11 protein-coding genes are annotated in these 11,991 nt (G+C 32.6%); 4 read left to right on the top strand and 7 right to left on the bottom strand.

All coding sequences use genetic code 11. The features are described from left to right. The first annotated feature begins 2 nt into the window (after nt 1-2). Complete coding sequence (locus AC3VI6_RS02830) at nt 3-2,120, top strand: peptidylprolyl isomerase (protein ID WP_497705096.1); 2,118 nt, start codon at nt 3-5, stop codon at nt 2,118-2,120. A 53-nt stretch (nt 2,121-2,173) separates the two neighbouring features. Here the strand turns inward: AC3VI6_RS02830 and AC3VI6_RS02825 are convergent, their stop codons facing one another. Beyond that, on the bottom strand, nt 2,174-2,548 hold the full coding sequence (locus AC3VI6_RS02825) for a hypothetical protein (RefSeq protein WP_274634663.1): 375 nt from the start codon (nt 2,546-2,548) through the stop codon (nt 2,174-2,176). A gap of 117 nt (nt 2,549-2,665) precedes the next feature. Continuing rightward, nucleotides 2,666-4,066 (bottom strand): dihydrolipoyl dehydrogenase, encoded by a 1,401-nt coding sequence (gene lpdA, locus AC3VI6_RS02820; protein ID WP_497705095.1) that lies wholly within the window; start codon nt 4,064-4,066, stop codon nt 2,666-2,668. 187 nt (nt 4,067-4,253) lie between these two features. Here lpdA and AC3VI6_RS02815 point away from each other — a divergent pair, with 187 nt between their 5' ends. After that, nucleotides 4,254-4,724, top strand: a complete 471-nt coding sequence (locus AC3VI6_RS02815; RefSeq protein WP_497705094.1) for a heme-binding domain-containing protein — start codon at nt 4,254-4,256, stop codon at nt 4,722-4,724. 4 nt (nt 4,725-4,728) lie between these two features. Continuing rightward, the gene (locus AC3VI6_RS02810) at nt 4,729-5,958 is read left to right on the top strand and encodes a glycosyltransferase (protein WP_497705093.1); all 1,230 of its coding nucleotides are present in this window, start codon (nt 4,729-4,731) and stop codon (nt 5,956-5,958) included. On the opposite strand, the gene AC3VI6_RS02805 is transcribed toward AC3VI6_RS02810, so the two are convergent. The 5 genes from AC3VI6_RS02805 to AC3VI6_RS02785 all read right to left on the bottom strand — a co-directional run bounded on the left by AC3VI6_RS02805 (nt 5,955) and on the right by AC3VI6_RS02785 (nt 11,306). Then, nucleotides 5,955-7,034 carry a carboxypeptidase-like regulatory domain-containing protein gene (locus AC3VI6_RS02805; RefSeq protein WP_497705092.1) on the bottom strand — a complete coding sequence of 360 codons (1,080 nt, stop codon included), beginning with the start codon at nt 7,032-7,034 and terminating at the stop codon, nt 5,955-5,957. The genes AC3VI6_RS02810 and AC3VI6_RS02805 overlap by 4 nt on opposite strands. Nucleotides 7,035-7,057: 23 nt before the next feature. After that, nucleotides 7,058-9,082 (bottom strand): M3 family metallopeptidase, encoded by a 2,025-nt coding sequence (locus tag AC3VI6_RS02800; RefSeq protein ID WP_497705091.1) that lies wholly within the window; start codon nt 9,080-9,082, stop codon nt 7,058-7,060. Between the two features lie 77 nt (nt 9,083-9,159). Then, the gene (gene purE / locus AC3VI6_RS02795) at nt 9,160-9,639 is read right to left on the bottom strand and encodes a 5-(carboxyamino)imidazole ribonucleotide mutase (RefSeq protein ID WP_028890550.1); all 480 of its coding nucleotides are present in this window, start codon (nt 9,637-9,639) and stop codon (nt 9,160-9,162) included. Nucleotides 9,640-9,677: 38 nt separating this feature from the next. Further along, on the bottom strand, nt 9,678-10,835 hold the full coding sequence (locus tag AC3VI6_RS02790) for a 5-(carboxyamino)imidazole ribonucleotide synthase (protein ID WP_497705090.1): 1,158 nt from the start codon (nt 10,833-10,835) through the stop codon (nt 9,678-9,680). A gap of 63 nt (nt 10,836-10,898) precedes the next feature. Then, nucleotides 10,899-11,306 (bottom strand): Rieske (2Fe-2S) protein, encoded by a 408-nt coding sequence (locus AC3VI6_RS02785; protein WP_497705089.1) that lies wholly within the window; start codon nt 11,304-11,306, stop codon nt 10,899-10,901. Between the two features lie 198 nt (nt 11,307-11,504). Between AC3VI6_RS02785 and greA the strand changes: the two genes are divergently transcribed. After that, nucleotides 11,505-11,978, top strand: coding sequence for a transcription elongation factor GreA (gene greA, locus AC3VI6_RS02780; RefSeq protein ID WP_497705088.1), 474 nt, complete (start codon nt 11,505-11,507; stop codon nt 11,976-11,978). The last annotated feature ends 13 nt before the right edge of the window (nt 11,979-11,991 follow it).

The following is an 11,991-nucleotide window of genomic DNA, read 5'->3' as shown; positions in this document are numbered from 1 at the left end:
GTATGGCAATTTTATCGAAAATTAGAGAACGCTCAATGTTCTTAATTCTTGTAATTGGTTTAGCACTTTTTGCTTTTGTATTAGACCCTTCTACAATCTCAGACTTTTTTAGCGCAAGTAAAGTAAACGAAATAGGTGAAGTTAATGGCGAAGCCATTTCTCGTCAAGAGTTTGCTGAAGCTTTAGATGCTTATAAAGCACAAACGGGTAACAGCGTTTCTGAAATGCAAGCGGCTAAAGTGGTTTGGAATAACTTAATTCGTCAAAAAATTTACGAAAAGCAATTAGAAGAAGCAGGAATCACAGTAGGAGAAGCTGATATTATGAATGCTTTATACGAAACTCCTGTTGTACAAGGTGATCCAAGATTTGCAACTTCGGGTATTTTCGATAAAAACAAGTTAAAAGAACATTTAGCTACTATTAAAGAAGAAAATGGTCAAGAGTGGGCTGCATGGCAAAGCTATATGGCTTCGTTAAAAAGCAACATTGAAAAAAACACGTACGATAAATTAGTAGCTGCTGGTTTAGGAGCTTCTTTAAAAGAAGGAGAAGCACAATACCTAATAGAAAATACTAAGGTTACAGGAAAGTATGTTTACGTACCATACACAACAATAGCTGATAGTTTAATCACATTAAAGAAAAGTGATGTTCAAAACTATATCAACAAACATCAAGATGCTTTTCAAGTAGAAGCTTCAAGAGATATTAACTTTGTGAAGTTTGCTATTGCGCCTACGGCGGAAGATGAAGAAGCTATCAAAACAGAAGTAGCAAATTTAATTGAAGATTCAGAAGTAAATAATACTCCAGTAAAAGGATTAAAAAACACTACTAATTACCACGAATTTTTAGAAGAAAATAATTCAGATTTAGGTTTAGATACAAACTACAAATTTAAAGTTCAGGTTCCTCAAGTAATAGCAGAGGATATTTTTAACGGAAAAGAAGGAGATGTATTCGGACCATACAAAGATGCTGGATTCTTCAAGTTATCTAAAATTACTGAAGTAAAACAATTACCAGATTCTGCTCAAGCAAGTCATATTTTAATTCCTTTTATAGGTGCTGCAGCGGCTGATGAAACAGTGGTTCAAACAGAAGAAGAAGCTAAGCAAACAGCAGATAGTTTATTAGCAGTGGTTAAAGCAAATAAATCTAAGTTTGCTGATTTAGCTAAAGAAATGTCATCTGATCAAGGTTCAGCTGAAAAAGGTGGATTCTACGATTGGTTTGCTTACAACAGAATGGTGCCTTCTTTCAGAGATTTCGTTTTTGAAGGAAAAACAGGAGATATGGGAGTAGTAAAGTCTCAATTCGGATACCACGTAATTAAAATTGACGGACAAAAGAACTTCCAACCAGTTGTGAAATTAGCTACTTACGGACGTAAGATTGAAGCTTCAGAAGAAACTGAAGATGCTGTATTCCAAAATGCTGAAACATTTGCATTAGAATTAGCAAACGGTAAAACTTTTGAAGAAGCAGTAAAAGAGAAAAACTTAACTTCATTACCAGCGGTAGGATTAAAGTCGTTAGATGAAAACGTACCAGGTGTAGGTAATGAAAGACAAATTATTACTTGGGCTTTTGAACCAGAAACTGAAGAAGGAAGCTACAAGCGTTTTGATGTTGAAGGAGGATATATCGTAGCGGTATTAACAGCTAAAACAGCTAAAGGTTTAATGCCAGTTGATAAGGCAATTGCTACTGTTCGTCCTATTTTAACAAACGAAAGAAAAGCTAAGATGATTGAAGATAAGATGAGCGGAGCTACTTTAGAAGAAATCGCTAAATCTGCAAGTCAATCAGTAAGAGTTGCAACCGATGTAAACTTACAATCACCAACTATTTCTGGTGTAGGATTTGAGCCTAAAGTAGTAGGAGCAATGATTAACGCTAAAGAAAACGAAGTTGTTAAAAACGTAGCAGGAGATAAAGGGGTTTTTGCTTTTGTAGTTGAAAAGAGAGAAGAGCCAACAGCATTACCTAACTACGATACTTTTAGAAAGCGTATCGCTGCTGAAAGACAGAACAAAGGATTCCAAATGTATGAGGCGGTTAAAAAAGCGTCTGATATCGAAGATAACATGAGTTCTTTCTACGGAATTCAATAAGAAATAACGTCATACCAATAAAAAAATCCCGAACTAAATTAGTTCGGGATTTTTTATTGGTATTTTATCTTTAATTTTAAACTTAAATTAGAAACATCATTTTTCAACTTTTTGAGATCTTCTGTTCTACTTTTTTGGGTGTTATAGTATGATATATTTGTAGGAGATTCATCGTTCAATAACAAACTATTTATTAAATTTTTAATCCAGCTTTTTCGAATATCTTTATTGTCAGTCTTAAATGATAGTTTATTGATTAGAGATTTAGTTTCTTTTGAAAGTTCACTTTCGTTAACCATATCAATAAACCTTTCTAGCTCAATACTCAATTGATTGATTTCATCATAACTAACCTCTTTATCTCTTAAATGTCTATCACATTCGTTAGAAATATATTTTAAATATTTATGAATAGTTTCTAATGTCAAATTTATTATATCTTTTAAAGAGTGATTTTTGTTTTTATATTAACGAAGTTAATTGAAGTAAAACAAAAAAGCAACCTCAAACGAGATTGCTTTTTAAATATGTTTTAAAGCTTTTTATTAAGCGTTTAATGGTTGTCCATCCCAAGCTGCTTTCGCTGCTTCTTTAATAGCTTCAGAATACGTTGGGTGTCCATGACAAATACGAGCTAAATCTTCCGCAGAAGCTCTGTATTCCATTGCAACGGCAGCTTCCATAATTAAGTCAGCAACACGAGCACCTACCATGTGAACTCCTAATACTTCATCAGTATTTTTATCCGCTAAAACTTTTACAAATCCGTCTAAGTCTCCACTTGCACGAGAACGTCCTAATGCACGCATAGAGAATTTTCCAACTTTGTAATCTACTTTAGCTTCTTTTAATTCATCTTCTGTTTTACCAACAGCCGCAACTTCTGGCCATGTATAAACAATTCCAGGAATTAAGTTATAGTCGATATGAGGTTTTTGTCCTGCTAAATATTCAGCAACTACTACACCTTCTTCTTCCGCTTTATGCGCTAACATAGCTCCACGAACTACATCACCAATTGCATAAATGTTAGAAACGTTAGTTTGTAAATGATCGTTAACCTCAACCATACCTCTTTCAGTAACTTTTACACCTGCTTTTTCTAAGGCTAATCCATCAGTATACGGACGACGACCTACTGAAACTAAACAGTAATCACCAGTAAAAGTAACTTCTTCACCTTTTTTATTGGTAGCTTTTACCACAACTTCGTCACCATTTCTTTCAACAGAAGTAACTCCGTGGCTAGCATTAATTTTCATTCCTTGTTTCTTTAAAACTTTAGTCAATTCTTTAGAAACATCTTTATCCATGGTTGGAGTAATCGTAGGAGCATACTCGATAACAGTTACCTCAGCACCTAAACGCTTGTAAACTGAACCTAACTCTAAACCAATAACACCACCACCAATTACTAATAAGTGCTTAGGAACTTCAGGAAGTTTTAACGCTTCTGTAGAAGTAATTACACGCTCTTTATCAATAGTAATAAAAGGTAAAGAAGATGGCTTAGAACCAGTAGCTATAATAATATTAGTACCTTCAATTACTTCTTCAGTACCATCATTTTTAGTGATTTTTACGTGCGTAGCATCTTCAAAAGATCCTAAACCTTCGTAAACTTCAATATTATTTTTATCCATTAAATATTTGATACCTCCAGTAGTAGTTTCTACTACATTTGCTTTACGAGCTACCATTTTTCCGAAGTCAAAAGAAGGTTTCTCTACAGAGATACCGTGCTCTTCGAAATGATTTACCGCATCATAGTAATGGTGCGAAGAATCTAATAAAGCTTTTGAAGGAATACATCCAACATTTAAACAAGTTCCACCTAAAGTCGAGTATTTTTCAATGATAGCAACTTTAGAACCTAATTGAGCGGCTCTGATAGCAGCGATATATCCTCCTGGACCAGAACCAATAACGATTAAATCGTATTTCATGAGTTGTGTTTTATTATTTCATCTATTTATATTGCACAATGTCTACTACCAATAGTTTAACTATTTATGCTGATGTTGAACATTGTTTGCAATTGCCCATTTTGGGCTTTCGTAAAAATGAAGTACAAAAGTACAATTATTTGTCGATAAAATTAGTTTTCATATCTTTAAAACTTAAACGCATTGTATGAAAATTTTTAAAAAAATCATCGGAGTTTTATTACTACTGTTAGTAATCGCACAATTTTTTCAACCAGAAAAAAATGAAGGGGAAATTACTTCTGTTCAGTCTTTTATAGAAGAAACCAAGCCAAACGATGCAGTGCATAAAATTTTAAAAACTGCGTGTTTTGATTGTCATAGTAATTCAACACGTTATCCTTGGTATAGTAGTATTACGCCTGTGAATTATTGGTTGGCAGATCATGTAAATCACGGAAAAGAAGAATTGAATTTTTCTGAATGGGCTACTTATTCTTTAAAAAGAAAGGAACACAAAATGAAAGAGGTTTGGGAAGAAGTAGAAAAAGGAAAAATGCCGTTAGATTCATACACATGGGCGCATGCCGATGCTCGTTTGTCTAAAGAAGAGGTGCAACAAATCACTGAGTGGGCAAAAAGTGTTCAAAATAACTACCAAACGCAATTAGCGGACTAAATTAATGCAACAACTTTTAATTATTGGGTATGTTTGGGTAGAAAAAACAACAGGAGCTGGTAACCGAATGCTACAGCTAATCAATGTTTTTAAAAACCATAATTATACCATTACTTTTGCTACACCAGCTCAAAAAACCGAAAACTCTTTAAATTTAGTTGAATTAGGTATAGAAGAGAAATCTATTGAATTGAATTCAAGTTCTTTTGATCATTTTATTAAGGAACTTCAACCCGATGTTGTGTTGTTCGATCGTTTTATGATGGAAGAGCAATTTGGTTGGCGTGTTGCAGAATATTGCCCAAAAGCGTTACGAATTTTAGATACAGAAGATTTGCATTTTTTACGAAAAGTACGTCATCAGCAATTGAAAAAAGGAGCAGAGTTTTCTAACGAAGCTTTATTGAAATCTGATGAAGCGAAAAGAGAAATAGCCGCTATTTTACGTTGTGATATGAGTTTGATTATCTCAACTTATGAAGTTCAATTGTTAAAAGAAGTTTTTAAGATTGACGAAGCCCTGTTATATCATTTACCTTTTTTATTAAATAAGATTGATGATAAAGTTATTATAAGTTGGAAGCCTTTTGAAGAACGAGCGCATTTTGTATTTGTAGGTAATTTTTTTCATGCGCCAAATGTTGATGCTGTATTACAGTTAAAAACAATATGGAAATACATCAGAAAAAAATTACCCAATGCTGAATTGCATATTTACGGTGCTTATGTTACGCAACAAATTCAACAATTGCATAAACCTAAAGAAGGATTTATCGTTAAAGGTTTTGCTGTTGATGTTTTAGAAGTGGTTAAGAATGCCAAGGTTGTTTTAGCACCCATCCGTTTTGGGGCAGGGATTAAAGGAAAGTTAACCGAAGCTATGGAATGTGGAACGCCAAGTGTAACTACTTCGATAGGTGCAGAAGGAATGCATGCAAATTTACCTTGGAACGGATTTATAGAAGATGATTATGAGAAGTTTGCTAACAAAGCTATAGAGTTATATACTTATGATATCCTTTGGGAAAAGTCTCAACAAAAAGGTGTAGAGATTATTAATTCACTGTACGATAAAGACGTGTTAGAGATTTCTTTTATGAAGAGCGTAAAAAAAATCCAAGAAAACCTTAGCATACATCGTACACAAAATTTTCTTGGAAGTTTGTTACAGCATCAAACCTTACAAGCCACAAAGTTTATGAGCAAGTGGATTGAAGAGAAGAATAAAAGTTAGTTTTTGTTCTTTTCTGAAAAGTTATATTCTACAGGGAAAAGATAGAAAATATTATCTAATTTAATCAAATTAATTATTTCTGATTCTGAATAGAATTTTTTATAAGGTTTTATAGTTACTTTTCCTTTAGGTAAATAAAGGAGTAAATTTTTATGTTCAGCAATTTTTTCAGTGTTATTTATTTTTAAATCAAAAGCACTTTTAATAGGTTTTATATCTAAGAAATAATTAAATTTAAGTGATTTTTCACTCTCAGAAGGGTTAAAAATATCTTCTATTTTTTTAATATCTCTAATTTTTATTTTGGTGTATTGAGGAAGTCGTCCATCCGAAGAACTTTTTTTGTTTGGTGCTATTTTTACTTCGTCTATCTTATAATAGGAGAAAATATTATTGGTTGTAATACTTTCTAAAAAGTGATTTAATGTGCTTTTGTAAATATTATTTCGATTTTCTTTCCATGAATTTTCCTTTTTAGGGTTATTAATAGTTTCAAAAAAATAAAATCCTTTTATATTAGAAGATTCATTAGTTAACCTAAAATCAATTAAATCATAATAAATTTTGTAACCTAGTATGTTATTGGAAATAATAATAGTTTCCTTAGCAGTAGCCAAGAGCTTGTTCTCTTTTTCGTTGTATATAATATTTATTACTTCTGGGTTTTCAATTAATAAATGTTTAGAGTAGTGAATTCGTCCCAGTAGAGCTCTTTTGAACCTATTAAAATCATAATCTTTATATAAAATGTTTTTAGGGTTAAAATACTTTCCGTTTGTGTTGAATTTTTTTGTTAAATTAATGTTTATATATGAGTGTGATTCTATGCTTTTTATGGTTACTGCCGTAGTTTTATAGCTCTTATGATTAACAACTAATTTTTCACCCCCTTTTGGAGATATTATACTAAACTCTCCTTTTTCATTAGTTGTAGTGGCAGATAAACTACCATTAATATAAACTATAGCATAAGGGATAGGAGTGTTATTAGACATTATGACTCCTTTAAGTTTTATTTGAGCATAGAGGATGTTTGTGAAAAAAAATAGTATAGGTAAAAGGGCGTTTCTTCTCATTTTTATTTCAAAGATAACAAATATTAAATCAATCCAGCACGTTTTAATAAAGCATCTGGTTTTGGTTCTCTTCCTCTAAAACGTTTGTATAATTCCATAGGCTCTTCGGTTCCGCCTTTAGATAATACATTGTTTTTGAATTTATCCGCAATCTCCTTATTAAAAATACCTTCTTCTTTAAAATATTCAAAAGCATCGGCATCTAACACTTCTGCCCATTTATAAGAATAATATCCAGCTGAGTATCCACCTTGAAAAATATGAGAGAAAGAAGTGCTCATGCAGTTTTCAGCTACATCAGGATATAATTGAGTGCTTTCAAAAGCATTCGTTTCAAACTCTTTTACATCAGCAATAGTTTCAGGAGAATTCCCAGAGTGCCAAGACATATCTAATAATCCGAAACTTAATTGACGCAAGGTTTGCATTCCTTCATGGAAACTCGCAGATTCTTTAATTTTTTCAACATATTCCATAGGAATAACCTCTCCTGTTTTATAATGTTTTGCAAATAATTCCAGCGCTTCTTTTTCGTAACACCAGTTTTCTAAAACTTGACTAGGTAGTTCAACAAAATCCCAAGAAACTGAAGTTCCTGATAAGCTTTTGTAAGTAGTGTTAGCAAGCATTCCGTGTAAAGCATGGCCAAATTCGTGGAATAGGGTAGTAACTTCGTTAAAAGTTAATAAAGAAGGCTTAGTTTGCGTAGGTTTGGTAAAGTTACAAACGATAGAGACTTGAGGTCTTTCGTTAACTCCATTACTAATATATTGTGATTTGTATGAAGTCATCCATGCACCATTACGTTTTCCTGGTCTCGGATGAAAATCAGCATATAAGTAAGAAACAAAATTTCCGTCCGTATCTTTTACAGCGTAGGTTTTAACATCTTCATGATACTTATCAATAGTGTTAATTTCTTCAAATTGTAAACCAAAAAGCTTGTTAGACACAGTAAAAACCCCGTCAATTACATTTTCCAACTTAAAATATGGCTTCAATAGCTCTTGATCTAAATTGAATAATTTTTTCTTTAGTTTTTCAGAGTAATAAGCACCATCCCATTTTTGTAATTGATCTATTCCGTCAAGTTCTTTTGCAAATTCTGCTAAATTTTGAAACTCACGTTGTGCAGCAGGTTTGGCTTTCTCTAATAACTCATGTAAAAACTCCATAACTTTTTCAGGCGTTTCTGCCATACGCTCTTCTAATACAAAATGAGCGTGGGTTTTATAACCTAATAGGTTTGCACGTTTGTGGCGTAAGGTTACAATATCTTTTACAATTTGCTCATTATTGTATTCATTTTGTTGAAATCCTTTTTTACCAAAAGCGATTGCTAATTTTTTTCTCAATTCTCTATTATCAGCATAAGTCATAAAAGGAATATAGCTAGGATAGTCTAAGGTAATCATCCAACCTTCTTGATCTTTCGAATTTGCAAGTTCTTTAGCAGCTTCTTTTGCACTTTCTGGTAATCCTGCTAAATCATCTTCATTAGTAATTAATAATTCAAAAGTATTGGTTTCAGCTAATACATGCTCTCCAAACTGTAACGATAATTTTGCTAACTCAGTATCAATTTTACGAAGTTCAACCTTCTCGATTTCATTTAAATTGGCTCCATTACGTGTAAAGCTTTTGTACTGCTTATCTAGCAACATTTCTTGTTCAGGAGTCAAGTTTAAATCAGGTAATTGATCGTACACAGCTTTTACACGTTTGAACAACTCCTCATTTAAAATCATATCGTTTCTAAACTCACTTAACCAAGGTGAAATATCTTTTGCTATTTCTTGAATTTCTTTGTTGGTTTCTGCTGAGTTTAAATTAAAGAAAATAGAGGTAGCTCTATCTAATTTGCTACCAGCATTGTCTAATGCAACTAGTGTGTTTTCAAAAGTTGGAGTTTCAGAATTTTTAACAATAGCATCAATTTCATTTTTAGCTATTTGTATAGCTTCTTTTATAGCAGGCTTATAATTTTCTTCTTTAATTTGAGAAAAAGGAGGCGTATTAAAATCTTGTAAAAGTGGGTTCTTAGTCATAAAAAATTAGGTTTAAAATTGAAGAAACCTCACAAAGGTATTCTGTGAGGTTTACTTTTTATAGTACTAAAATACTATTATTTTTTTACTCTTTCTGAAGCCTGTTCAACTTTCAGTTTAAGTCCTTCTTTGTAAGCGATAATTTTGTCTAAGACACATTTGTCAGAAGCACCAATAATTTGCGCAGCTAAGATTCCTGCATTTTTAGCTCCGTCTAAAGCTACAGTTGCAACAGGAACACCACCTGGCATTTGAAGGATAGATAAAACAGAATCCCAACCATCAATAGAGTTTCTACTTTTTACAGGAACTCCAATTACTGGTAACGGACTCATACTAGCTACCATTCCTGGTAAATGTGCAGCACCTCCAGCACCAGCAACTATAACTTGTACTCCGCGTTTGTGCGCATTGTTAGCGTAATCGAATAATTTTTCAGGAGTTCTGTGAGCAGATACAATATCGACTTCTACTTGAATATCAAAACTTTCTAAAATATCAATTGCTTCTTGCATGATTGGAAGATCTGAATCGCTTCCCATGATAATTCCTACCATAAATTTATGTTTTTGTCATCTCGAGCGTAGTCGAGAGGTTATTTTGCTATTACCTTAATCGTTTCTTTTACTTGTTGAGCGACTTTTCTCGCTTCATTTATATCTTCATTAACAATAGTTACATGTCCCATTTTACGGAAAGGTTTTGTCGTCTTTTTTCCGTAGATATGAGGGGTAACTCCGTCAATCTTTAAAATTTCTTCAATGTTTTCATACACAACATCACCAGTATATCCTTCAGCACCTACTAAATTCACCATAATTCCAGCTACTTTGCTTTCGGTATTACCTAAAGGAAGATTTAAAATACTACGTAAATGTTGTTCAAATTGATTGGTGTAACTCGCTTCGATTGAATAGTGCCCTGAATTATGAGTTCTTGGAGCTACTTCATTTACTAAGATTTGATCATCTTCAGTTTGAAACATTTCTACCGCAAGTAAACCAACAAACCCAAAAGCATCCGCTACTTTTAATGCTATTTCACGTGCTTTTTGAGCAATAGTATCTTCAATTCTTGCAGGACAAATTACATATTCTACTTGGTTTGCTTCTGGATGAAATTCCATTTCTACTACAGGATAGGTTTTGGTTTCTCCGTTAGCATTTCTGGCAACAATAACTGCCAATTCATTTTTAAAAGGAATTAGTTTTTCAGAAATACACTCTCCTGTAGGTAATCCTTCTAAATCGTTAATTGAACGAACTATTTTTACACCATTTCCATCGTAGCCAAACCTTGCAGATTTCCATACGAAAGGAAAGGTAATAGCTTCGTTACTGATAGAATGTTTTAATTCTTCTAAGGAAGTAAAGCGAGAAAAAGCCGCTGTTGGAATTCCTTTGTCGTGGTAAAACACTTTTTGATGTGCTTTGTTTTGAATAGTTCTTAGATTCTTCGGCTTAGGAAAAATAGTTAATCCTTCAGCTTCTAAAGCATCTAAGGCGTCAATATTTACATTTTCAATTTCTATAGTAAGTACATCTACTTTTTTTCCGAAGTTGTAAACAGTATCATAGTCTAATAAATCTCCTTGATGAAATTCATTGCAAATTTGAGCACAAGGTGCATCGGTATTACTATCTAAAATAACAGTATAGATGTCAAATTTTTGCGTTTCGGCAAGTAACATTCTTCCTAACTGACCGCCTCCTAGAACGCCCAATTTAAAGTTTGAAGAAAAATAATTTTTCACGATAAATGTGTTAGTTGTGTTGTAGCTGCAAAAATAAGAATCTAATTCTTAGTACAAATGGTATTAACTAGATATTCTTAGTTGAGAATTACTAATTTGAGTAACAAAATACATAAATGCATGACAACCTTCACCATCTAAAGGAGCTCCATCAGAAATATAGCTATATTTTTTGTCATCACAAGGACATATAATTTCTACCCCGTTAAATGTCATTAAAGAATTACAATTTCTTTCAGGACACTGTTGGTCAAAAGCTCTAAAGTTATTTCCAATTCTAAAAACATATACATTCCTTCCTTGAAGAACTGTTTCAACTGTACCGCCAGCTGTTAGTAGACTTTGGTATTCAGGTAATGTTAAATCGACAATAGTATTTACTTGTAAGCCTAAAAAGCAGTTGCTTGTGCGAGTGTTCTCGCTACAGCTGAAACAAATTATAACAAAAAATAAGTAAAAGAATTTTTTCATTGTTTTAGTACAGAGTTGATATCATAACGTGACGAAGTTACAAATATTTTGTACATTTGTGTAACAATCTCATTCCTTTGGGCGTGGGATTTTTAAATTTAACCCACAGGGTTTTAGGAAGAAAGGTTATATGCTTCTTGGCTAAATGTTGAGTAAAGCATATAGGATTTTGTTTATAATTTAAAAAAAGGAGAAAAGATGAGTAATGTATCATATTATACGGAGGAAGGATTAAAAAAGCTTAAGGAAGAATTAGCGCAATTAGAACAAGTTGAAAGACCAAGAGTTTCTCAAGAAATTGCTGATGCTCGCGATAAAGGAGATTTAAGTGAGAATGCTGAATACCATGCAGCAAAAGAAGAGCAATCGCTGTTAGAAACAAAAATTGCAAAACTAAAAAATGTGGTAGCAAACGCTCGTGTTGTAGACGAGAGTCAGTTAGATACGTCTAAGATTTTAATTCATTCAATTGTTAAAATTAAAAATACCACTAACGGTATGGAGTTTATCTATACTTTAGTAGCTGATAGTGAGAGCGATGTAAGAAACGGAAAATTATCTGTAAACTCACCAATAGGTAAAGGTTTGTTAGGTAAAAAAGTAGGTGAGGTAGCTGAAATTCAAGTTCCTAATGGAATAATGAAATTTGAAATTGTTGAAATTTCTAGATAGATTTTTTAAAATA

It is taken from the genome of Tenacibaculum sp. TB-56, from assembly GCF_059716275.2.
The sequence above is the reverse complement of the archived record's forward strand: the minus strand, read 5'-3'. Positions and strand labels throughout refer to the sequence as shown.

What these genes read in the sequence shown, in the direction of transcription:
- AC3VI6_RS02785 (WP_497705089.1), bottom strand. Translation starts at nt 11,306, where the DNA reads ATGAAAAAATTCTTTTACTTATTTTTTGTTATAATTTGTTTCAGCTGT.
- AC3VI6_RS02815 (WP_497705094.1), top strand. Translation starts at nt 4,254, where the DNA reads ATGAAAATTTTTAAAAAAATCATCGGAGTTTTATTACTACTGTTAGTA.
- lpdA (WP_497705095.1), bottom strand. Translation starts at nt 4,066, where the DNA reads ATGAAATACGATTTAATCGTTATTGGTTCTGGTCCAGGAGGATATATC.
- purE (WP_028890550.1), bottom strand. Translation starts at nt 9,639, where the DNA reads ATGGTAGGAATTATCATGGGAAGCGATTCAGATCTTCCAATCATGCAA.
- AC3VI6_RS02810 (WP_497705093.1), top strand. Translation starts at nt 4,729, where the DNA reads ATGCAACAACTTTTAATTATTGGGTATGTTTGGGTAGAAAAAACAACA.
- AC3VI6_RS02805 (WP_497705092.1), bottom strand. Translation starts at nt 7,034, where the DNA reads ATGAGAAGAAACGCCCTTTTACCTATACTATTTTTTTTCACAAACATC.
- greA (WP_497705088.1), top strand. Translation starts at nt 11,505, where the DNA reads ATGAGTAATGTATCATATTATACGGAGGAAGGATTAAAAAAGCTTAAG.
- AC3VI6_RS02830 (WP_497705096.1), top strand. Translation starts at nt 3, where the DNA reads ATGGCAATTTTATCGAAAATTAGAGAACGCTCAATGTTCTTAATTCTT.
- AC3VI6_RS02800 (WP_497705091.1), bottom strand. Translation starts at nt 9,082, where the DNA reads ATGACTAAGAACCCACTTTTACAAGATTTTAATACGCCTCCTTTTTCT.